This is a genomic window from Ruminiclostridium cellobioparum subsp. termitidis CT1112, from assembly GCF_000350485.1.
Lineage (GTDB): Bacteria > Bacillota > Clostridia > Acetivibrionales > DSM-1351 > Ruminiclostridium > Ruminiclostridium termitidis.
The window spans coordinates 127,880-148,591 of the sequence record NZ_AORV01000065.1 but is presented as its reverse complement, the minus strand read 5'-3'; the positions used below and the strand labels follow the sequence as shown (position 1 = coordinate 148,591).

The following is a 20,712-nucleotide window of genomic DNA, read 5'->3' as shown; positions in this document are numbered from 1 at the left end:
ACTTATTATTATATTGGGACTTGGTGGTTTTGAATTTTTATGGCAAAATTTTGAAATTTAAAAAATTTCTTAAAAAAACACATATGTATTATATCAATTTCCAGGTAACTGTCGTATAATGATTTTGTATAGGTAATCTGTGGTAATTATTTAATAGAATGAGCAGAGTATTTATATAATTATTTTGTAAGGAGGTCAGATAAATGGACTTAAAGGACTTATTAAAGAAGAAGAAAAGATCTACAAAAAAACAAACTGCTAAAAATGTAGCTATTGGAGCAGGCATTGGTACTGCTGTTGGTGTAGCTGCAGGAGTTTTACTGGCTCCCCAGTCTGGAAAAGAAACCAGAGAAGATCTTGTGAAGACAACCAAAGAGACTCTTGAAACTGTAAAAGAGGGCTTAAATGTTGCAAAAGAAAAAATAGAAGAACTGGTTAAAAAAGAAAAGACTTTTATTTGCGGTGAAGATAAGGAAGAAGAAGCAGAAGAAGTTGAATAAACCGGAATATAAGTCATAAATGCGAAAGGAAGTTGTGTATGTCTGTTACTGTAGACCTTAGTGTTGTGGCATGGTTTATTATTTTCTGTATCGCTGTAATTATTGGAGTATTTTTAATAATTCTTCTGAGAAATTGCCTAAAGGTAGTAGACAGGGTCAACAAGATACTTGACAAAAAATCCGAAAGTATTGAAGAAACTCTCGAAGCGCTGCCGTCAACTGTAAAAAGTATTGATGAACTTGCAGTTAGTGCAAAAGATACTTTTGATAAAGCAACATCAGTTGTTTCTACAGTTGAAGATACAGTTACCGAAACCATAGATTCATTCTCGTTTAATGCTGAGAACGTGCTGAGTATTATCAATGTGGCAAGCTCGGTTGTCAAATCCATTATTAACGCGTTTTCTTCAAAAAAATAATATTATTTTTAATAAAAAACGAAAGGGCTTACCTTTTCGTTTTTTATTATGCGGGCAAATTGGAAATGAGCTGAGAAATTTGTCGGCAGCGCTTTATATTACATTATTGAAACCATTCTATTGTTGTAATAATCAAGCTTGTATGATATTATTTAGTTACACGGTCCTGCCAACAAAAGACAAATTTTTTACATTGAATGGCAATAAAAATGTCATTCGTTAAAAACTAAAATACGATATGGGGTGAAATCCTGTGGATGGAAATGTACGATTGAGTGCTACAGTAATAAGCTGTATGGGCAATGACTCAGAGCAAGACGACTTTTATTTTAATGGAAGTTTTTCCAATTGTCATAGTACGCAGAGTATACAATTATCCTTTGAAAAAGCGGCAAATAATTATGTCTTTGCCATATCAGATTCCATGGGCCTTGAAGATGGGGATTTTAATGGAATATCAGCCATAAGGGAAATAAAAAAATATCACGAAAGTGCAAAAATTCAGCAGTTTTCTCTTGAGACTATTTCTGAAAGAATATATGAAGCGGTACAGTTGTCCAGCAATTTGATATATAGCAAATCGGTAATTGCAAGTCAGAATTCCACCAGATTGACAGGTTTTTCTTCACTAATCATTGATAATAACAGAGCGGCAGTTATGAATTTGGGCAACAACGGAGCTTTTTTATTCAGACAGGGCGTACAAAAAGATATCTTCTCAAGAAATAACGGCCGTAAAACCGAAAAATTAAGAAGTCTGGGAATAAATCCTACTACGCCTGATTTGTTCAATGATACCGAGCAGATTCTAAAACTGGCCGAAGAGGAATCCAAAACAAAAATAAAATTGTCACCGAGTTTTGAACTGGAAGAGGACGATTTTATCATTTTATGCAGTGACGGTCTTCTGAACGGCATAACCAGAAGCAGGCTGGAGGCTGTGGTGGATGCCGGTTTCGATCCCTCCAAGATGGCCAGTGTCCTGTATCAGGAGGCACTGAAGAGCGGGCTGGAGGATGGAATAACCATTATGGTCATCAAGGTTGATGAAATCAGAAGCCTTGCATTTGGTTATGGCAACAGGCGGATAAATCCGGTGGGTTATGAGAATGAAACCGAAGGCGAAGAGGAAGAAGAGCACAAGGAAAGCAATATTGTAAATTACATATTAGGGTTTGTTTGTGTTTTGGTAATATCCGGTGTATTGTTCATGGGATATCTTATATTATCCAACAGCGGTATTTTTGGCTCGGATAAGGATAATAACACCTCTCAGGCAAGTATGACCACCAACAGCCAGGAGGACAGTGCCGATCTGACCCAAAACGGCGGGGACGATGCCGAGAATTCTAATGCCGTTGAAACTTCCGCGGCATCAGTTGATTCCCAGGGCGGCAGGGACAACAGTTCCTCCGGCAACGGTTCGGGCAATAACTCCTCGGGCAGCCAGCAGGGTAATTCAGGACAAAACGCAAATGCTGATTATGATACATATATTGTAAAGTCAGGAGATACCTTCAGTGGAATAAGCAAACAGTTTTACGGAGATTTTAACAAGTACAATATCATCATGGAGTTTAACAATATAAAGAAAGACAACAGCTTATATGTGGGACAGGAGCTTAAAATACCAAAAATAAAATAGCCCGGGTCTGATTGTTGAAGCAACTTAATATTTTTATAAATAGCAGCTTTTAAAACGGCTGCTATTTTATTTTTAAATATTTGGTGTAAATACTGGAACATTTTAAAATCGGGCTACGTCTATTAGATATGTTGGCAAGATTTACTATCATTTATTAAAACGAGGGGGTATTAGATTGAAAAAAATAATTTCAATGCTGCTTGTAGTCACATTATTGATTACATTTGTGATACCGGCTATGGCGAGCAGTTCCGCATCAAACGACAAGGGACTTGAAAATGCCATTAAGGCCGTAAAGGAAAAAATAACAATTCCGGCTGACTGCAACAAATTTAGTTATAATATTTATAATCAGGATGGTACGGTAATATGGAACCTGGGTTGGAGCAATGAAGCTGAACAAAAGTATATCAACGTTACTATTGATGAGAACAATTTCATATCCGGCTATTCATCATACCAGTACTCCTCGAATTATGACAAGAAAATTCCAAAATACTCAAAGAGCCAGGGCAGGGAGATAGCGGAAAAATTCATTAAGCAGCTGAATCCTTCTCTTCTTTCTGAATTCAAAGCTGTAGATAACAACAATTATTCACAGGACAGAGAGTATAATTTTAACTATGTGAGACAGGTTAACGGTATTGACTATCCCGGAAATACAATCAGTATAAGTGTTAATAATTATACCGGAATAGTTTCCAACTTTAACTGCACCTACTCCAAAAATACCAAGTTTGAGTCTGCGGATAAGGTCATAAGCCTGGAGGAAGCAAAGAAGGCATTTACAGAGAAGCTAGGATTAAAGCTTGTATACAATTTTAAATCCGACAAGGATAAAATTGTATCGTATCTGGCTTACATTCCGAAGGATTCCAACAAGTATATCGACGCAATCACCGGAGAAGTGGAAAAAACAACAAGCAATAACAGGATACTCTACAGCAGTGATATGATGGAAAAAATGGCTTCTTCCAATGCGGGAGCGGCAGTGGTACTGACTCCGGAGGAAACGGATGCCGTCAAGGACATGTCAGGACTTAAAACAAAAGAGGAACTTGATACTAAAGTACGGGCCATAGCACAGTTCAAACTTGACAGCGGCTTCACCCTGGCAAGTGCCGAACTCAGGAAGGATTGGAGAAACAGTGATTCCTTCATCTGGTATTTGCGCTATACCAAGGTTGTCAACAAGGAGACAAACCAAATAAGGGAAGTATCGGTGTCATTGGATGCCAGGAGCGGCGATATGATTAATTTCTGGACATATTACGATTCTCCTGCAGGTACCAAACCTCAAAAGACAAAGGATGAGGCAAAAAAAATCAGTGACGATATTTTACAGAGCTTGATACCGGGTTATTATTCTCAAGTAAAATATGACGATACCTATTATGCTTATGATGAAACACAGAACCAGCAGTTTACCTTCAGATATGTCAGGGTTCAGGATGGTCTGGAGTGTCCCGACGACTACCTTACAATAACCTATGACAATCTCAGTGGAAATGTTACAAGTGTCAACTCCAATTGGACCAAGAATGTGAAATTCGATGATCCTAAAAAGGCAATTGCAATTGAGAAGGCATATGACATACTCTTTGATAATGCAAAATTGGGGTACGGTATTCAATATGTCAGTGATTACAGCAATACTTCCCTGAAAGATATAATACCGGTAAAGCAGGATTCTGACAAAGCCGTACTGGGATATTTCATAAGCAGCAGCAAACCATGCATTATCAATGCCGAAACAGGTGATATCCTCAATTATTCGGGAGTTGTATACAATGAGAATAATGTTTCGGATTATACCGACATAAAAGGTCTATATGCTGAAAACCAGGTAAAGATACTCACTCAGCTGTCAATCAGATATCAGGAAAATGAACTGAAAGCAAATGACCAGCTGCTTCAGAAAGATTATTTCATTTTATTATGCAAGCTCAATGACCTTTATTTTATTGATTCAAATGCAGATAAGGAAACGGCTGTTGACAGAATGTATACCAATCTTATAAATTCGGGGATCATTACAAAGACTGAAAAAGCTCCTAATTCCTCTTTAACCAGGGAGGAAGCGGCTAAATTCTTTGTAAAATTCCTTAAATTGGGCCAGGTGGCTGAATTGAAGGGGATATACAAATCTGATTTCAAGGATGCCGGCAAAATTAGCCCCGACCTTCTTGGATATGTATGTATAGCATCGGGATTAAAAGCAATGAACGGTGACAACGGTAACTTTAATCCACAGAATAAAATGACCAGATTGGAAGGACTGCTTTCAATATACAGTTACTTAAGCAATAAATAAACAAAGAAATATAGCTAAACAATAAATAAGAAATAAGTAAAAATAATGAGTAAGTGATAATGAGCAGGCACAAAAAAAGCAGGGGAACGGCGGGTAAGCTGCCGTTCCTGAAACATTAAAAAAAAGAGGGGACTGACCGGGGTCAGTCCCTTAAATAATAGGGATTTATCAAAAAATAGATATAAGCTAATTTAAATGTATTAATAAACACGGTTATTGTATAATTATACGATATTATAACAAATATTTCAATAAGAAATTTTAATAATTTATCATAATAAATTGCTAAATTATTAAAACCTGACAATTATTTTTTTGTACAATTTTATTTTATCCATTTTCAACTTTTTTCGGCAAGCTAATTATATATATGCCGATTATTGGTTTTTTATATTTGACTATTTATTGTCGGAAAGGTTAAAATTAAATAGACAAAATATTTTCGGAGGTAATTACTGATGCTTACACATGTAGTATTTTTCAAGCTGAAGGATAAAAGCAAGGGAACACTTGAAAAAGTGAAAAATGATCTTCTTGCGCTGAAGGAACAAATTCCATTGATCAGGTCAATAGAGGTCGGTATAGATATTCTACAGACTGAAAGATCTTTTGATGTTGTACTTTATTCAAAATTTGATTCTTTAGAGGATATGAAGGCCTATCAGGTACATCCTGCACATGTTAAATTTGGGGAGTACATTGAAACTGTAAAAGATATCATTTATTCCGTGGATTTTGAAAGCTGATTTTAGCTGCTGCTGCTGATTGGCATTGGGTAAAATAATAAAAAAGTCAATTACTATCGGCTGAAAGCTTAATCCGCCTGGAAGGCGAAGGCTTTAAACCGTAATTGACTTTGGTAAAATTGACTAAAGATGAGACTTTGGAGATTAGGATTATGAGAAAAGTATGCTCTGTATTATTTGTATTAACTTTTATGGTGACAGTTTTTACAGGATGTTCAAACAATAATTTGTACACAAATAAAACAACTGTTGAAAATTCTGTCAGTACACAAACACAGGCACCGGAACAGGCCGGGCAATCGGAACAAACGCAGTCCTCCGACAGCAGTCCTGCTGCCGAAACTGGCAATTCCCAGACTGCACCTGCGACGGATACAAAAGGAATAGATGTTATTGATTACACCAAGGTAAAGCCAAATGAAAGCGGACAGATTATGGTTGTAATGTTCCATAATTTTGTAGAGTCCTATCCCAAGGGGAATAATGAATACACGACAACTTTTGATGAATTTGAGAAATTGCTGCCGGAATTGTATGAGAAGAAGTATAGATTGATCAGTCTTACGGATATGCTCAATAACAACATAAATGTGCCCGCCGGCTGTATACCCATTGTGTTTACCTTTGACGACGGTACTTCCGGACAGTTCAATATGATTGAGAAAGACGGAAAGCTGGCAGTTAATCCAAGATCAGCCGTAGGGATCATGGAGGAGTTCTATAAAAAACACCCAGATTTCGGGTTGCAGGGAACCTTTTACGTTAACCTGGGAGTAAAGACCTTCCAGGGTTCGGGTAATATGACCGACAGGATGAATTATCTGATTGAAAAGGGCTTTGAGATTGGAAATCATACAAAAACACACGTGTCGCTGCCTCAGGTCAAAACTGTTCAGAAAATGCTTGAAGAGGTGGGCGGAAATCAGGTGTTGATGAATGAAATCGTACCAGGATATTCTTTTAATTCATTTTCACTGCCTTTCGGAAATGCCTCAAAAGATCTGAAGGAATATGTGATAAAAGGGAATTATCAGGGTGTTGATTACAAGCATTCAGCTGTTGTGCTGGTTGGTGCAAATCCGGCGCCGTCACCGGTATCACCGAAATTTGATCCGTTGGCGCTGCCAAGGGTCAGGTCAACCGGTCAAAAGAAAGTGGAATGCGACCTGGCCTGGTGGCTTGATACTCTGGGCAAGGGAAGTTCACAATATGTCAGCGATGGAAATCCTGAAACCGTCACAGTACCTAAAGACAAGCAAAAAAATGTGGATATGTCCAGGCTGAATGGAAAGCAATTAGTCACATATTAGGAGCTAGCTCCAAAGTACCCCGAGGAGGCAGAAAAACTGCCGGCACGGGGTATTTTTTATTGTCCGGGAAAGTATGTTTTTTTGCGCGTGCCGCCTTTGTTCCATAGCGGCAGATATTCTGAAATAAGTTGTGTTTTCTTTCCAAAATGCAGGTATATTTGCATGCAGGAATGTTTACAATAAGCAAGGGAATATTATATAATTAATGTAAATTACTGGGTGTAACATTTGTACAGTTTGTATTAATAATTTTAAAGGGAGAGGGAAACAGAATATGAGTCAAAGACAAATAAATAAGATGCAAACCGATACTGATGTCAAACGGAAGGCTATTAAACAGGTAGTTGCCCATATAAGAAAAAAAATCACTTCCGAATACGTGGGCAGTGAACATTTAAAAGAGTGGCTTACTGAGATAGAAAGTATAATTGCCAAGGAAGAATTCGATATCAAAGATTATATCCATGCCAGGAAGAGCCTGAATGACATAATTGAGAGGACTCTTGATGAGGAAATGCGTTTTAAGCTGAGAGACTCATGGTTCAGTCTGGGGAAGGCTTTGGAGAAAAAGGCAAAAATAAATTAATACTGGGTTTGGAGGGCAGTATATGCTGATTAAACAAAAGAAAAAAAATGAAGAGAATAATGATTTGCTGGAAAGAATCAAAAGTGAAATACAGTCTCAGCTGGGTAACAGAGGAGTGGCTGTATCAGGTATAAATATGCAGATTAATCCAAACAACATATCTCTCAGTATTTATATAAGCGGATCTAGAAGATTGGCATAAAAGTTAAAAAAAATCCCCTGATCACTGAAAAAGACCAGGGGATTTTTTTTATTTGAAGGAGTTTATATAATCTCTAGCCTTTTGAATAGCCATAAGAACAGTTTCGGCTGCCGGGCCCCCCGGCAGGTTTCTGCCCGAGACACACTTTTCAAGGCTTATCTCAGTATAGACATCCTCTTGAATTTTATCTGAAAAACTCCTGAATTCCTCCAGGCTCATTTCATCAATAGCCTTGTTTTTTTCAATACAATAGAGCACCATCTTGCCGATTATTTCATGGGCGCTTCTGAAGGGTATACCTTTTTTAACCAGATAGTCTGCAATGTCTGTGGCATTGGTAAAACCTCCCTGGGCGGCCTTATACATGTTTGCTTTGCGGAGTTTCATGGTAGCCAGCATGTTGGAGAAAACAGGGAGGCACATTTTTACCGTATCAACTGCGTCAAAGATTGCTTCCTTATCTTCCTGCATATCCTTGTTATAAGCCAGCGGAAGAGACTTCATGACCGTAAGTAAGGTCATAAGGCTGCCATAAACCCGTCCGGTCTTTCCACGGGCCAGCTCTGCCACATCGGGATTCTTTTTCTGCGGCATGATACTGCTGCCGGTACTGTAAGCGTCGTCAAGCTCGATAAAGCCAAATTCGTGGGAGGACCACAGAATGATTTCCTCGGAGAGTCTGCTTACGTGCATCATAAGGATGGAAAGGCAGGAGGCAAGCTCTATGACAAAATCCCTGTCGCTTACCCCGTCAAGACTGTTCCGGGTTATGTCGTTAAAGCCCAGCTCCTCGGCTACCATGTATCTGTCCAGCGGATATGTGGTGCCGGCCAATGCACCTGAACCCAAAGGGAGTATGTTCATCCTGGAGCAGCAGTCGCCCAAACGCATAAAATCGCGCTTGAACATTTCAAAGTATGCCATCGTATGATGGGCGAAGGTTATGGGCTGGGCTCTCTGCAAGTGTGTATAGCCGGGTAATATGGTAGCTGTATTTGCTTCCGATATATTTAAAATAGTGTTCTCAAGAGAAAGAAGCATTTCACTTATGACTTTGATCTCATCCCTTAAATACATCCTGATATCAAGTGCAACCTGATCGTTTCGGCTCCTTCCGGTATGCAGCTTCTTTCCCGTGTCGCCGATTCTGGAGATGAGGATTTTCTCAACATTCATATGAATATCTTCAGCATCCACTTCGAATTCTATCTTTCCGGCTTCAATGTCATCGAGAATATCCTTCAGGGTATTTTGTATAAGGGTGCTTTCCTCCATGGAAATGATGCCGCATTTGCCGAGCATGTTGGAATGGGCTATGCTTCCCAGTATGTCCTGCCTGTACATTCTGCAGTCAAATCTTATGGAGGAATTGAAATCATCCACCAGTTTATCAGTTCCTTTTTCAAATCTTCCGCCCCAAAGTTTCATAAAAACACCTCAATTTATAATTAATATATATGATCGATCAATGTATTATCTGATAAGGGGACAGTCCGCTCCGGATTGTCCCCTTAAATGAGAAAGTATTATTAATTGCCGGGCAATTATTTATTTTCCTTGTTTTGCAGCATTTGAGCCCTGACCTTGATAGGAAGGCCAAACAAATTGATAAAGCCTTCGGCATCCTTCTGGTTGTAAACTTCGTCCTTGCTGAAAGTAGCTATTGCTTCATTGTACAGGGAATACTCCGATTTGGCACCTGCAGGCATGCAGTTTCCTTTATAGAGCTTCATTCTTACAGTACCGGTCACAGTTTCCTGTGTCTTGTCTACGAAAGCCGACAGGGATTCGCGGAGAGGAGTGTACCACTGTCCGAAGTAAACCAGCTCGGCAAATCTTTGAGCAACTATATCCTTATAATGCAGGGTATCCCTGTCAAGACAGAGCAGTTCCAATTCCCTGTGGGCAGCATAGAGAACGGTTCCGCCGGGAGTTTCATACACTCCTCTGGATTTCATTCCAACAAGCCTGTTCTCCACCATGTCTATTATTCCTACGCCGTTGGCACCGGCGACCTTGTTCAGAACATCCATCAATTGTACGGGGCTGTATTCCACACCGTTAACTTTTTTAGGAATCCCCTTTTCAAAGTAAATTTCAACATATGTGGGAGCATCGGGAGCTTTTTCAGGAGAAACCATAAGCTTGAGCAGCTTGTCATACTGCGGTTCATTCCAGGGATCCTCAAGATCGGAGCCCTCATGGCTCAAGTGCCACAGGTTCCTGTCCATGCTGTAGTTATCCTTTTTGGTAACAGGAATGGGAATATTTCTTGCTTCGGCATAGTCTATTGCATCTTCTCTTGATTTGATATCCCAGATTCTCCAGGGGGCTATTATTTTAAGGTGAGGAGCCAGGGCCTTGACAGTCAGTTCAAATCGCACCTGGTCGTTGCCCTTGCCGGTAGCACCGTGACAGATGGCGGTACAGCCTTCCTTTAAGGCTATTTCAACCATCCTTTTTGCAATGATGGGCCTTGCAAAGGAAGTACCCAGCAGATATTTTCCCTCATAAACGGCGTTTGCCTTTAATGTCGGGTAAATAAAGTCAGTTATGAATTCTTCCTGTAAATTCTCTATGTAAAGCTTGGAGGCTCCGGTTTTTATAGCTTTTTCATGTAACGGCTCCAGCTCTTCTCCCTGTCCCACATCTCCTGCCATTGCTATAACTTCATATCCATAGTTTTCTTTCAGCCACGGAATTATTATTGAAGTATCAAGTCCACCGGAGTATGCCAGTAAAACTTTTTCCTTTTGAGTACTCATTAACCCCATCCTTTCCGCTGCCATGCAGCAATACAAAATAAAATAAAAAGCGTACAAAACTCTAATATGGAAATAAAAAAAACAAGCTTTGAAAATTATGCTAAAATATATTATGAATGCCCCCTGCTGAGATAGTATTTCTCCGCCGAGGGTAGCAGCTCGATAGATGTATTATATAACATTATGCATAAATATGCAATATGTTATATAATTATACATAATAAAATTTGATATTGAGAACGTGGAGGGTAACATGATTATTATGGGCATTGACCCCGGGTTTGCAATTACAGGCTTTGGTGTTGTAAAATATGAAGGGAACAAATTTTCGGTTTTGGATTACGGTGCTGTTACTACCGAGGCCTCAATGAAGCTGTCCCAGAGACTTCTGGTGCTTAACAACAGGCTTGAGGAACTGATTGAAAAGTACAGTCCGGATGCAATTTCGATAGAAGAATTATTTTTTAATAAAAACATAAAGACAGCACTTACAGTGGGACATGGCAGGGGTGTGGCAGTACTGGCAGCCGCAAAGTCAGGAGTGGATATATTTGAATATACTCCGCTGCAGGTCAAGCAGTCGGTGGTTGGCTACGGAAGGGCGGAAAAGGCTCAGATACAGCAGATGGTAAAGGCCATATTGAATTTGCCGGCTATTCCAAAACCCGACGATGTGGCTGATGCGCTGGCAGTGGCCATATGCCACGGCAACTCGCACAGAATGGGTGCGATACTTGGGAACAAGGCCTACTAAAAGAAACGTACATAGCGGAGGTTAAAATGTTTGCATACATAAAAGGAACTCTTGAAGCAAAAAGCAATGACAGCATCATAGTGGAAGCGGGCGGCATCGGCTACAGGATTTTTACAGCTCTTTCGACAATAAATGGTGTCGGACAGTTTGGCTCCCAGGTTAAAATATACACACATTATTATGTCAGGGAGGATATTGCCGCCCTGTATGGCTTTCATACAATGGAGGAACTGGGGTTGTTCGACATGCTCATATCTGTTTCTGGAGTTGGCCCTAAGGCAGCAATATCCATGATTTCAACGCTTTCGCCATCAAGGTTTGCACTGGCGGTTGTTTCGCAGGATACCAAAACTCTGTCCAAAGCCCCCGGCATTGGTCCTAAAATGGCTCAGCGTATTATTCTTGAGCTGAAGGACAAGATATCCAAGGAGCAGCTCACTGCGGGCAGCATGTCCGAGGACATTCCAGCTTTTGAGAACGGCAGTCCGACGCCGGCAGCCGAAGCAGTCAGTGGCCTTATGGTTTTGGGCTACAGCTCCTTTGAGGCTTCGGGGGCCGTCAGCAAGGCATATCAGGAAGGAATGGGCGTAGAGGAATTGATAATGAAGGCTTTAAAGTCATTGTCCAAATAGTCTGAAGGTAAAAAGAGAGTGCTATTTCATTACAATTTATGGCCGCAAATGTGGCTCATGGAGGTTAATATGTCCGAGGAAAGATTAATTGACAGGGAATCGCGGGTTGATGATTTTGATGAAGTCAGTTTACGCCCCAAAAAACTGGATGAATATATAGGCCAGTCCAAGGCCAAAAATAATCTGAACGTGTTTATTGAAGCAGCAAAACAAAGAAAGGAAGCACTGGACCACGTTTTGCTGTATGGCCCGCCTGGTTTGGGGAAAACCACCCTCGCCGGCATTATCTCGGCCGAGATGGGGGTCAATCTCAGAATTACTTCGGGTCCGGCCATTGAAAAAGCAGGTGACCTTGCAGCCATACTGACGAATCTCGGCACCCATGATGTTCTGTTTATTGATGAAATCCACCGTCTGAACAGGAGTGTGGAAGAGATATTGTATCCTGCAATGGAGGACTACGCTTTGGATATAATCATAGGAAAAGGACCAAGTGCCCGTTCCATTAGACTTGATCTTCCCAGGTTCACTCTCATCGGTGCAACCACCAGGGCAGGGCTGCTGACTGCTCCCCTGCGCGACAGGTTTGGTGTAATCAATAAACTTGAAATGTATACGGCTGACGAATTAAAGCAGATAGTAAAGCGGTCGGCCGGAATTCTGAACATAGAGCTGAAGGAGGACGGCGCTTATGAAATTGCCAGAAGATCCCGCGGCACGCCGAGAATTGCAAACAGGCTTCTGAAAAGGGTTCGTGACTTTGCACAGGTCATGGGCGGAGGCGTTATAGATCTGAAGGTGGCAAAACATGCTCTGGATGCCCTTGAGGTGGATGAGATAGGACTTGACGGGGTGGACAGGAACATGCTGCTGAGCATTATAAACAAATTCAGCGGCGGGCCCGTAGGGCTGGATACATTGGCAGCTTCCATCGGTGAAGACCCCGGTACTATTGAGGATGTCTACGAGCCTTATTTAATACAGCTGGGTTTTATAAACAAGACTCCAAGGGGAAGAATGGCTACAAAGAATGCTTACGGTCATTTCGGACTGGAATTTGAGGATTAGCAGCTGTGACAATTAAATGCATAATTTATATATTGCCGGCGGTTAAATTCCCCTGAGACAACAGCGCTGTCGTTATTTGAAATAAAGAGGAGAAATATTTTATGGAGAAGGATATGAAATTACTTTTACACATATGCTGCGGACCTTGTTCAACCTATCCTGTACAGGAACTGTTAAAAGAGGGTTTTGAAATTCAGGGCCTTTTTTACAATCCCAATATACATCCCATTGAGGAACATAAGAGAAGAAAAGAAAACGTTGAAAAAATGAGCTCCATTACCAATATTCCTGTTGTATATAATGATGACTTCAGACAGTCTGAATGGGAAAACCTTGAGGACAAAGGTGCGGCCAGATGCACCGGGTGCTACAGCCTGAGAATGGAAGAGGCTGCCCGGTATGCCTCGGAAAATGGTTTTGAGGCCTATACAACAACTCTTCTTGTCAGTCCCTATCAAAAGCATGAGCTGATAAAAGAGCTTGGAGAGTTTTATGCCGAAAAATACCGAGTTGCTTTTGCATACCGCGATTTCAGACCGGGTTTCAGGCAGGGGCAGCAAATGGCAAAAGAAATGGGGCTGTACAGGCAAAAATATTGCGGATGCATATTGTCGTTAAATGGCTAAGACTGGCAGTTTTTTTACAATTTAATTACAATTCTTTTAAAACTCCAGAAATATGTATATCACTCTGTCAACTAATAGTATAATTGATGTAGCAACAGAATTTTAAATAAAATTTGACAGAAAAGTTTGACGGGGTGACAAATGATAAAAAGAGTGGGAATGAAGAAATTTATTACGGGTATTATTTTATTCTGCATAATACTCATATCGCAAAATGTGGTTTTTGCGGCACAGCAATTAACACTGAACTATGACAACAAGTCAGTCAAGTATTCAGGAGTCTCATACAAGATAACCATCAATGACAAGGAAATAAAAACTGATTTTCCTGGAATAGTTTTCAACAAGGTAACAATGTTTCCATTAAGGCCTGTATTCGAAAGCCTGGGAGGAACTGTAATCTGGAACAGTAAAACTCAAATAATGGATATTACATATAAAGGTGAAAAATATCAGTTCGAGAATAACAGTTCAAATGCAAAAATCAACGGTAAGATCATAAAAATGACTTCGCCTGCAAAGAAGATAAACGACAGGCTTATCGTTCCTGTTGATTTTCTGAAAAATGTCAAAGGTCTTATAGCTTCAACAGATACCAAAGCCAATGTAATAAAGATTTCAACCAATTACACCGGTTCTGTAAAGGAAATAAGCAGTGCCGATTCGGGGGAGAAGACCATTGTTACATTAAGAATGGACAATCATAAGGGGTATAAATATTACCGTCTCACAAATCCAGACCGTATAGCTGTTGAATTTAACAATATAAAATCAGATCAGAAAACAATAGAGACTGCTTCAGCTCACATCAGCGGCATAAGCGTTGAGGCTATCTCAGATAATTCAACCAGGGTAATAATAAACCTTAATGAAATGGCTAATTTCTCGCTGGCAGATTTACAGGATGGCTGCAAAATAACAATAGAAAAACCGATTAATACAAATCTTTCCTACGAGAACAGTTATGACAGGGTATATTTTTCATTGAAGAATATAAGGCTGGCAGATATTAAAGAGGAAAACAACAGGAGTTATATTGCAGAGAGGTACAAGCACGAATATGATGCTGAGAACTTTAAATACACCATTACAATCGATGCTGCCTCCTCCCTGAGTTTAAAGGATGAAGTCTACAATATTGATGACTCGCTGGTAAGTACCGTTGAAATATACAGGGATAAGGAAACCCAGGACACAAAGATAACCATTAATGCCAAACAGGAGTTTGTTTACCTCACGTCCTACAATGACAAGCGCATGCAAAGTGAAATTAATTTGTTGACTCCTGCAAAAGAGGGGGAAGCCCTGGTAGTAATTGATGCCGGACACGGTGGCGAGGACCCGGGGGCCAATAACGGGAAGATATTGGAGAAGGACCTTAATCTGGCAATTGCTCTGAAACTGGAAGCACTTTTAAAGAAAAACAATGTCAAAACATTTATGTTAAGGCAGGATGACACTTTTGTGGGATTATACGACAGGCCTTACATAGCAAATGCCTTGAATGCAACTTTATTTGTAAGCATACATAACAATGCCATAGACAGTGCAAAGACCAGCGGTACCGAAACTTTGTACTATCCTGAAGCAAAAGGTGATCCGGCTTTTACAGGTGAAAAATTTGCAAAGATGGTACAGGATGCTTTGATTGAAAAGCTCAAGTCTGTAAACAGAAAGACTGTGCAGAGGCCCGGACTTGTCGTGCTGAAGTATACCAAAATGCCGGCTATACTGGCCGAAATAGGTTTTTTAACCAATGCTGCCGAAGTGAAAAATCTCACAAACCCAGAGTTTCAGCAAAAAGCGGCTGAGGCACTAAACGATAGTATACTCAAAGCTCTGGATATAATAGCAAGTGAAAAAAAAACCGAAGATAAATTGGAAAATGAAAGCAATAATGAGCCCGATCCCGATGCAGAAGCAGCTCAAGATATTGCTGACGAACAAGCTGCAGAGTAGTATTGACAACATAAATCAAAACCGTTTTTGAACGGCTGAAAGGTGCAGCAATAAAGAGTTTTCGGGAAATAATAAAAAATCATAATATAGTCTATAATTATTTTATGGAAAATTTTTCTAAAATAAGGAGGACTATTTTTTATGAAAAGAATTTTGAGTATGGTTTTAATCGTTATGCTTATAACAACGGGCTGCTCTTTTATAGGGCAGAAGGATAAAGGTGATGACGAGCCAATTATACCTGTGGCAATCGATTCGGCCGGTAACCAGGATACACAGGCCAATGCAGCGGCAGCTTCCGTTCCCGGAAACAGCAGTAATGAGGAGACGGCAGCTAATCCTACGGCATCCAGTTCGGCCTCAAGTGAAAATTCCGGGGATTTATTGGGCAGCGGTGTTTTGATTGATAACGGTACAGGTAAAGGTGTTTCATCCAATTCAAGCGATAAAAACAACATACTGTTGACCTTGTACTACCGGGATAAGGACGGCCTGCTGATACCTGTCACAAGAAATGTTCTAAAACAGGAAGGCCTTGCAAAGGCTGCCGTCAGCGGATTGGTCAATGAACCGGTAACCAGGGAGCAGCTGGATTATTACGGACTTTATCCCGTACTTCCCCAGGGGACAAAAATAAAGGGCATGACTATAAAGAATGGAAGCGCAGTTATAGATTTTTCAAAGGAATTTATGGAATTTGCGACCAAAGAGGATGAAAAGCTTGGTATTACTTCGGTGGTGTATACTCTTACCTGCTTTAAGACAATTTCCGATGTGAGCATAAGGGTTGACGGCAGAACAATAAATACACTGAACAACGGTACCGATATATCGGGAATTAAAAACAGGGACAACACTTTTATAAATTCCGGGGAAACAGAGGTACAAGCCGGCTATGTCAAGTGTGACCTGTATTATATGACAACGGGCAATGAGAAGTACAATTATATGGTGCCTGTTTCAACACTGGTCCAAAAAACGGATGACAGTCAGTTGCCGGCTGTAATATTTACCGAACTCACAAAAAAAACCGATGGAGAAAAATACTATACGACTTTACCGGAAGGGACAAAGCTGCTTTCATGCAATATGCAGGATAATTTAGCTGTTCTTGATTTCTCCTCTCAGCTTACCAATTATGGAGGAAATGAAAAAGAGAACGGGCTGTTAAATCAGATTTACTATACCCTGAATCAGCTCAGGGGCATCGCAAAGGCCAAGATACTTGTCGACGGAAAAGAAACCACCCTGCCCGAAGGATCGGAGATAGCATTTGCAAAAACTCTTCCGACCACCTTTAACGCTGTGATGGATAATTGATACATGTTTTAGTTACAATATACAAAACAGATAACTTTTTTACTGTTTATTTATCTAAATAGGCCGATGATTTTTGAAGAATTTTAAGATATTATTTATACAGCATTTTAATGGAGGAATTATGTTGAGGCAGGACGGAAGAATACATTCAGAGCTAAGACCGGTAAAAATTACAAGAAATTATATAAAACATGCAGAAGGTTCGGTACTTATTGAAGTAGGAGATACAAAAGTTATATGTACCGCATCCGTTGAAGAGAGGACACCTCCTTTTAAAAAGGATTCGGGAGAAGGATGGGTTACCGCCGAATATTCAATGCTTCCAAGAGCAACCGGCGTACGGAACCCCAGGGATATTTCAAAGCTGAAGCTTAATGGAAGAGCTCAGGAGATTCAAAGACTGATTGGCCGTTCATTAAGAACCATAGTAGATTTGAAACTTTTAGGTGAAAGGACCATAACCATAGACTGTGATGTCATTCAAGCCGACGGAGGTACCAGAACTGCTTCCATTACAGGAGGATATGTGGCCTTGGTGGATGCGTGCCGGAAGCTGAAGGAAAACGGTTTGATTTCAAAAATGCCCGTAACCGGCTATGTAGCTGCTACCAGCGTAGGCGTGGTAAATGAACAGGAATTGCTTGATTTGTGCTATGTGGAAGATAGTGCGGCAGAGGTTGATATGAATGTCATCATGTCAGACAAAGGTGAATTTATTGAAATTCAGGCAACAGGAGAAAAAAACAGTTTCAGCAAAAAACAGCTGGATATTCTGCTCATAATTGCACAAAAAGGAATAGAGCAGTTGATACAGATTCAGAAGGAAGTACTTGGGCAGAATTGAATGTCCATGGCTGCTGTTGGTATAGAAGAATGAAAGAGATATAGAAAAAAGAAATGAGTAGTCGGATACTTCAGGGGAGTAAATGATGGAGAAATTGGTTGTAGCAACAAAAAATAAAGGTAAAATTGCAGAGATCAAAAAAGTATTGCAGACAATGCCTTTTGAAGTATTATCCATGGGTGATATCGGTATAACTGTAGACATAGTAGAAGATGGAAAGACCTTTGAAGAGAATTCTCTTAAGAAGGCTGTGGAAATATGCAGCATATGTAAAACAATTGTAATAGCTGACGACTCAGGGATCGAGGTTGATTATCTGGACGGTGCCCCGGGAATTTATTCCGCAAGGTTTGGCGGTCCGGAAGCTACCGATGGGGACAGGAATGAAAAGCTGTTGCATATGCTCAAGGAGGTACCATTTGAGAAAAGGACCGCCAGGTTTGTATGTGCAATAGCTGTGGCCTTTCCTGATGGAAGGTCTTTTGTGGTAAGAGATAACTGTGAGGGGTTTGTAGATTTCAAGTGCAAGGGTGACAATGGTTTTGGATATGATCCGCTTTTTTATGTCCGGGAATATGATAAAACGATGGCTGAGCTAAGTATGGATATTAAGAATAAAATAAGCCACCGCGCCAAGGCTCTGGAAAAGATGGCAGATAAGATCAAGGATTATTTGTAGCATATTCGAAGTTAAATTATATGAAGTTAAATTATATTTGGTTATTTATATATTTATATTTAATTTAAAGTTGATTAAGAGTTGATTAAGAATTTATTTGAAGATATTTTAATGTTATTTTGACTCTATGGGGGAAGGACATAATGAAAGTGCTTGTAATGAGTGATACTCACGGTTACATATTCAATGCAAAGGAGGCTCTGGACAGACATCCCGAGGTTGAGATGGTCTTGCATCTCGGAGATTATTGCAGAGATGCATCACAATTGAGCCAATTGTATCCCGATAAAAAGTTTGAGTATGTATACGGTAACTGTGATATTGGAGTAGGAACCATCAGTGCCGATAAGACAATTGAAATTGACGGTGTTACCATATTTATGACCCACGGGCATAAATACAGCGTAAAGTGGGATTATAACCGTATATTATCAAAGGCGAAAGCTGAAAATGCTTCGGTTATCCTTTTCGGTCATACACATGTGGCTGTTATTGACAATGTTGATAACAAGCTTGTAATAAATCCGGGAAGCATGAGTGAATCCAGGAGCAGCAAATCCGAATCCTATGTGATTATGGAGGTTGCCGGGGGAAAGGTTAATGCGGATATTTATTACGTTTAAGGTTATCCAAAGGTTTGTGGAAGGCTTGAGCATGCCTAAAAATGCGTTGAAAAAAGCGATTTAGGAGCCGTTTAATAATAGGTTGAGAAATACTTAAATTTAGTAAAAAATATAGTTTTATCTGTTGACAAACTAAAAAGTACCCTGTATAATATCAAGAGTCGGCTGGCGATAAACACTCTCAAATGCTGATGTACCAGGGTTAATGCGGGTGTAGTTCAATGGTAGAACATCAGCCTTCCAAGCTGATTGCGTGGGTCCGATTCCCATCACCCGCTCCAATCAAAATTTAATATGTGCCCATAGCTCAGCTGGATAGAGCAACGGCCTTCTAAGCCGTAGGTCTTGGGTTCGAATCCCCATGGGCACGCCAAAAAAAACACTTGCAGATATGCAAGTGTTTTTTGCATGTAAAAATAATCGGGATTCGAACCCGGGAGGGCTCGGAGCGTTAAGAAAAAGTGCTAAATGCACTTTTTTAGCTTCGAGTAGGAGCCCGGCACCGTAAGCGCAGCGAGCGGTGGGCGACGTCGTTAGCATGCGAAGCAGGCGGGAATCCCCATGGGCACGCCATTTGGCGCTTGTGTTTTCTGCGGAAAACACAAGCGTTTTTGCGTTGCAAAAACGCGACGCCTTACGGGTGGGACCAGTCTCCCCATAGGCCCCTCTGGGCCTCCCGGCGGGGATTTATATAATAGATGGATTCGAACCTGAGAGAGTATGGAGTGTTAATTTTATGCTCAAACTCTTTATTTATAATTGACATAATATTTTCTTTTTATTTAATTTCTATGAAAAGCAAAGATCACATTCATGGGGTAGCATCAGTAGAGGTATAATGTGTGACAAAAAGATAAATATTATTGGTATAGAAATATTCATTACTACCATCAATGAATTCAAAATCTGCCTGATAAAAGAATTTTAGTGGCTTAAAAACGAGCGATTGCTATTGGCCAGATGAAGCTCTAACGAATAACTATTTAGGAGGGAGATGTATAATATGGAGCGTTATAGGGGTGGTGACGGCGATTCTGGCATTATTGCGTATGAATCTGGGAATGATTATATAAGAGTTCAGTTTTCCACAGGGACAATATATCGCTATACCTATAAAAGTGCTGGTTCATATAATATAGAGCGCATGAAAGTTCTTGCACAAAGCGGCGGAGGGCTTAATACATATATAAATACAAATATCAGGAAAATGTATGAAAGAAGAGAACGATGATTATTCTAATATTTTCTTTCGTCTCGATTTTCTTTCCCAATGTTGTACTGCGGCGAACGATGTTCTATACTAAAAATGGTTCAAGGATTTGAACCATTTAACCGGAAGGGGTATACTATGGATTTTGATAAGCAGATAGATTTTATTAAAGCTGATTTTAAAAAAAGTCGCCGACTGCTTCTTGCCATCGGGGATGAGACCAGGCAGTCCATTATCATTACGCTAATGAGCGCCGGATGTGATGGAATGCGGGTAGGTGAAATTACAGCAAAGACACACCTTTCACGCCCGGCAGTGTCCCATCATTTGAAGATCTTGTTGGAGGCAGGATTGGTAGATGTATGGCATGAGGGCACCATGAATTTTTATACTGGTAACTTTGGAAAGGAATTTCAGCATCTGTGCAATTTAGTGTATCACATCGAGGAGTTTCGCACAGCGGTGACCGAAACCTTTGGCAGTGACACCTGTTACAGCGTTAAATAAGGA

The 20,712-nt window shown here is 40.3% G+C and carries 21 protein-coding genes and 2 tRNA genes; 21 read left to right on the top strand and 2 right to left on the bottom strand.

Annotation, left to right across the window (positions count from 1 at the left end; genetic code table 11):
* Positions 1 to 203: 203 nt before the first annotated feature.
* The 8 genes from CTER_RS22820 (at position 204) to CTER_RS22785 (ending at position 7,722) form a co-directional block, all read left to right on the top strand.
* On the top strand, positions 204 to 500 hold the full coding sequence (locus CTER_RS22820) for a YtxH domain-containing protein (RefSeq protein WP_004630175.1): 297 nt from the start codon (positions 204 to 206) through the stop codon (positions 498 to 500).
* A gap of 38 nt (positions 501 to 538) precedes the next feature.
* On the top strand, positions 539 to 919 hold the full coding sequence (locus CTER_RS22815) for a hypothetical protein (RefSeq protein ID WP_004629917.1): 381 nt from the start codon (positions 539 to 541) through the stop codon (positions 917 to 919).
* Positions 920 to 1,172: 253 nt separating this feature from the next.
* The gene (locus CTER_RS22810) at positions 1,173 to 2,564 is read left to right on the top strand and encodes a LysM peptidoglycan-binding domain-containing protein (RefSeq protein ID WP_040761912.1); all 1,392 of its coding nucleotides are present in this window, start codon (positions 1,173 to 1,175) and stop codon (positions 2,562 to 2,564) included.
* Positions 2,565 to 2,739: 175 nt separating this feature from the next.
* Complete coding sequence (locus CTER_RS22805) at positions 2,740 to 4,878, top strand: YcdB/YcdC domain-containing protein (protein WP_004630058.1); 2,139 nt, start codon at positions 2,740 to 2,742, stop codon at positions 4,876 to 4,878.
* Positions 4,879 to 5,336: 458 nt separating this feature from the next.
* A complete protein-coding gene (locus tag CTER_RS22800; protein WP_004629642.1) occupies positions 5,337 to 5,624 on the top strand; it encodes a Dabb family protein in 288 nt (95 codons plus the stop codon).
* Between the two features lie 152 nt (positions 5,625 to 5,776).
* Complete coding sequence (locus CTER_RS22795; protein WP_004630035.1) at positions 5,777 to 6,934, top strand: polysaccharide deacetylase family protein; 1,158 nt, start codon at positions 5,777 to 5,779, stop codon at positions 6,932 to 6,934.
* A 274-nt stretch (positions 6,935 to 7,208) separates the two neighbouring features.
* The gene (locus tag CTER_RS22790; RefSeq protein WP_004630220.1) at positions 7,209 to 7,520 is read left to right on the top strand and encodes a hypothetical protein; all 312 of its coding nucleotides are present in this window, start codon (positions 7,209 to 7,211) and stop codon (positions 7,518 to 7,520) included.
* 22 nt (positions 7,521 to 7,542) lie between these two features.
* On the top strand, positions 7,543 to 7,722 hold the full coding sequence (locus tag CTER_RS22785; RefSeq protein ID WP_004629710.1) for a hypothetical protein: 180 nt from the start codon (positions 7,543 to 7,545) through the stop codon (positions 7,720 to 7,722).
* Positions 7,723 to 7,770: 48 nt separating this feature from the next.
* Here the strand turns inward: CTER_RS22785 and argH are convergent, their stop codons facing one another.
* Together argH and CTER_RS22775 are read right to left on the bottom strand one after the other, a co-directional pair.
* Positions 7,771 to 9,150: an argininosuccinate lyase gene (gene argH / locus CTER_RS22780; protein ID WP_004630046.1), complete on the bottom strand. Its 1,380-nt coding sequence runs from the start codon at positions 9,148 to 9,150 to the stop codon at positions 7,771 to 7,773.
* Between the two features lie 116 nt (positions 9,151 to 9,266).
* Positions 9,267 to 10,487, bottom strand: coding sequence for an argininosuccinate synthase (locus tag CTER_RS22775; protein ID WP_004630079.1), 1,221 nt, complete (start codon positions 10,485 to 10,487; stop codon positions 9,267 to 9,269).
* Between the two features lie 253 nt (positions 10,488 to 10,740).
* On the opposite strand from CTER_RS22775, the gene ruvC reads away from it, so the two are divergent.
* The 13 genes from ruvC (at position 10,741) to CTER_RS22710 (ending at position 20,709) form a co-directional block, all read left to right on the top strand.
* The gene (gene ruvC / locus CTER_RS22770; protein ID WP_004629657.1) at positions 10,741 to 11,241 is read left to right on the top strand and encodes a crossover junction endodeoxyribonuclease RuvC; all 501 of its coding nucleotides are present in this window, start codon (positions 10,741 to 10,743) and stop codon (positions 11,239 to 11,241) included.
* A 26-nt stretch (positions 11,242 to 11,267) separates the two neighbouring features.
* Positions 11,268 to 11,873 carry a Holliday junction branch migration protein RuvA gene (gene ruvA, locus CTER_RS22765; protein WP_004629746.1) on the top strand — a complete coding sequence of 202 codons (606 nt, stop codon included), beginning with the start codon at positions 11,268 to 11,270 and terminating at the stop codon, positions 11,871 to 11,873.
* Positions 11,874 to 11,942: 69 nt separating this feature from the next.
* Positions 11,943 to 12,941: a Holliday junction branch migration DNA helicase RuvB gene (gene ruvB, locus CTER_RS22760; protein ID WP_004629886.1), complete on the top strand. Its 999-nt coding sequence runs from the start codon at positions 11,943 to 11,945 to the stop codon at positions 12,939 to 12,941.
* A 113-nt stretch (positions 12,942 to 13,054) separates the two neighbouring features.
* Entirely contained in the window at positions 13,055 to 13,567 is a 513-nt protein-coding gene (locus CTER_RS22755; protein ID WP_040761965.1) for an epoxyqueuosine reductase QueH, read from the top strand.
* 141 nt (positions 13,568 to 13,708) lie between these two features.
* Complete coding sequence (locus tag CTER_RS22750) at positions 13,709 to 15,526, top strand: N-acetylmuramoyl-L-alanine amidase (RefSeq protein WP_004629729.1); 1,818 nt, start codon at positions 13,709 to 13,711, stop codon at positions 15,524 to 15,526.
* Positions 15,527 to 15,667: 141 nt separating this feature from the next.
* A complete protein-coding gene (locus CTER_RS22745) occupies positions 15,668 to 16,846 on the top strand; it encodes a GerMN domain-containing protein (protein ID WP_004629862.1) in 1,179 nt (392 codons plus the stop codon).
* Between the two features lie 121 nt (positions 16,847 to 16,967).
* Positions 16,968 to 17,690, top strand: coding sequence for a ribonuclease PH (rph, locus tag CTER_RS22740; protein ID WP_004629690.1), 723 nt, complete (start codon positions 16,968 to 16,970; stop codon positions 17,688 to 17,690).
* 85 nt (positions 17,691 to 17,775) lie between these two features.
* Positions 17,776 to 18,369, top strand: coding sequence for an XTP/dITP diphosphatase (locus CTER_RS22735; RefSeq protein WP_004629835.1), 594 nt, complete (start codon positions 17,776 to 17,778; stop codon positions 18,367 to 18,369).
* A gap of 143 nt (positions 18,370 to 18,512) precedes the next feature.
* The gene (locus tag CTER_RS22730; protein WP_004629922.1) at positions 18,513 to 18,992 is read left to right on the top strand and encodes a YfcE family phosphodiesterase; all 480 of its coding nucleotides are present in this window, start codon (positions 18,513 to 18,515) and stop codon (positions 18,990 to 18,992) included.
* A 207-nt stretch (positions 18,993 to 19,199) separates the two neighbouring features.
* Positions 19,200 to 19,273 (top strand) — tRNA-Gly (locus CTER_RS22725).
* A gap of 15 nt (positions 19,274 to 19,288) precedes the next feature.
* Positions 19,289 to 19,365: transfer RNA gene (locus CTER_RS22720), tRNA-Arg, on the top strand.
* Positions 19,366 to 19,995: 630 nt separating this feature from the next.
* Positions 19,996 to 20,223: a hypothetical protein gene (locus tag CTER_RS22715; RefSeq protein WP_004630185.1), complete on the top strand. Its 228-nt coding sequence runs from the start codon at positions 19,996 to 19,998 to the stop codon at positions 20,221 to 20,223.
* A 117-nt stretch (positions 20,224 to 20,340) separates the two neighbouring features.
* Positions 20,341 to 20,709 (top strand): ArsR/SmtB family transcription factor, encoded by a 369-nt coding sequence (locus tag CTER_RS22710; protein WP_004629667.1) that lies wholly within the window; start codon positions 20,341 to 20,343, stop codon positions 20,707 to 20,709.
* The last annotated feature ends 3 nt before the right edge of the window (positions 20,710 to 20,712 follow it).

Bases quoted from the DNA above. Each gene is read 5' to 3' on its own strand.
- CTER_RS22820 (WP_004630175.1), top strand. From the start codon at position 204: ATGGACTTAAAGGACTTATTAAAGAAGAAGAAAAGATCTACAAAAAAA.
- CTER_RS22790 (WP_004630220.1), top strand. From the start codon at position 7,209: ATGAGTCAAAGACAAATAAATAAGATGCAAACCGATACTGATGTCAAA.
- CTER_RS22795 (WP_004630035.1), top strand. From the start codon at position 5,777: ATGAGAAAAGTATGCTCTGTATTATTTGTATTAACTTTTATGGTGACA.
- CTER_RS22775 (WP_004630079.1), bottom strand. From the start codon at position 10,487: ATGAGTACTCAAAAGGAAAAAGTTTTACTGGCATACTCCGGTGGACTT.
- CTER_RS22745 (WP_004629862.1), top strand. From the start codon at position 15,668: ATGAAAAGAATTTTGAGTATGGTTTTAATCGTTATGCTTATAACAACG.
- argH (WP_004630046.1), bottom strand. From the start codon at position 9,150: ATGAAACTTTGGGGCGGAAGATTTGAAAAAGGAACTGATAAACTGGTG.
- ruvC (WP_004629657.1), top strand. From the start codon at position 10,741: ATGATTATTATGGGCATTGACCCCGGGTTTGCAATTACAGGCTTTGGT.
- CTER_RS22755 (WP_040761965.1), top strand. From the start codon at position 13,055: ATGAAATTACTTTTACACATATGCTGCGGACCTTGTTCAACCTATCCT.
- rph (WP_004629690.1), top strand. From the start codon at position 16,968: ATGTTGAGGCAGGACGGAAGAATACATTCAGAGCTAAGACCGGTAAAA.
- CTER_RS22730 (WP_004629922.1), top strand. From the start codon at position 18,513: ATGAAAGTGCTTGTAATGAGTGATACTCACGGTTACATATTCAATGCA.
- CTER_RS22710 (WP_004629667.1), top strand. From the start codon at position 20,341: ATGGATTTTGATAAGCAGATAGATTTTATTAAAGCTGATTTTAAAAAA.
- CTER_RS22735 (WP_004629835.1), top strand. From the start codon at position 17,776: ATGGAGAAATTGGTTGTAGCAACAAAAAATAAAGGTAAAATTGCAGAG.
- CTER_RS22800 (WP_004629642.1), top strand. From the start codon at position 5,337: ATGCTTACACATGTAGTATTTTTCAAGCTGAAGGATAAAAGCAAGGGA.
- CTER_RS22750 (WP_004629729.1), top strand. From the start codon at position 13,709: ATGATAAAAAGAGTGGGAATGAAGAAATTTATTACGGGTATTATTTTA.
- CTER_RS22715 (WP_004630185.1), top strand. From the start codon at position 19,996: ATGGAGCGTTATAGGGGTGGTGACGGCGATTCTGGCATTATTGCGTAT.
- CTER_RS22815 (WP_004629917.1), top strand. From the start codon at position 539: ATGTCTGTTACTGTAGACCTTAGTGTTGTGGCATGGTTTATTATTTTC.
- ruvA (WP_004629746.1), top strand. From the start codon at position 11,268: ATGTTTGCATACATAAAAGGAACTCTTGAAGCAAAAAGCAATGACAGC.
- CTER_RS22785 (WP_004629710.1), top strand. From the start codon at position 7,543: ATGCTGATTAAACAAAAGAAAAAAAATGAAGAGAATAATGATTTGCTG.
- ruvB (WP_004629886.1), top strand. From the start codon at position 11,943: ATGTCCGAGGAAAGATTAATTGACAGGGAATCGCGGGTTGATGATTTT.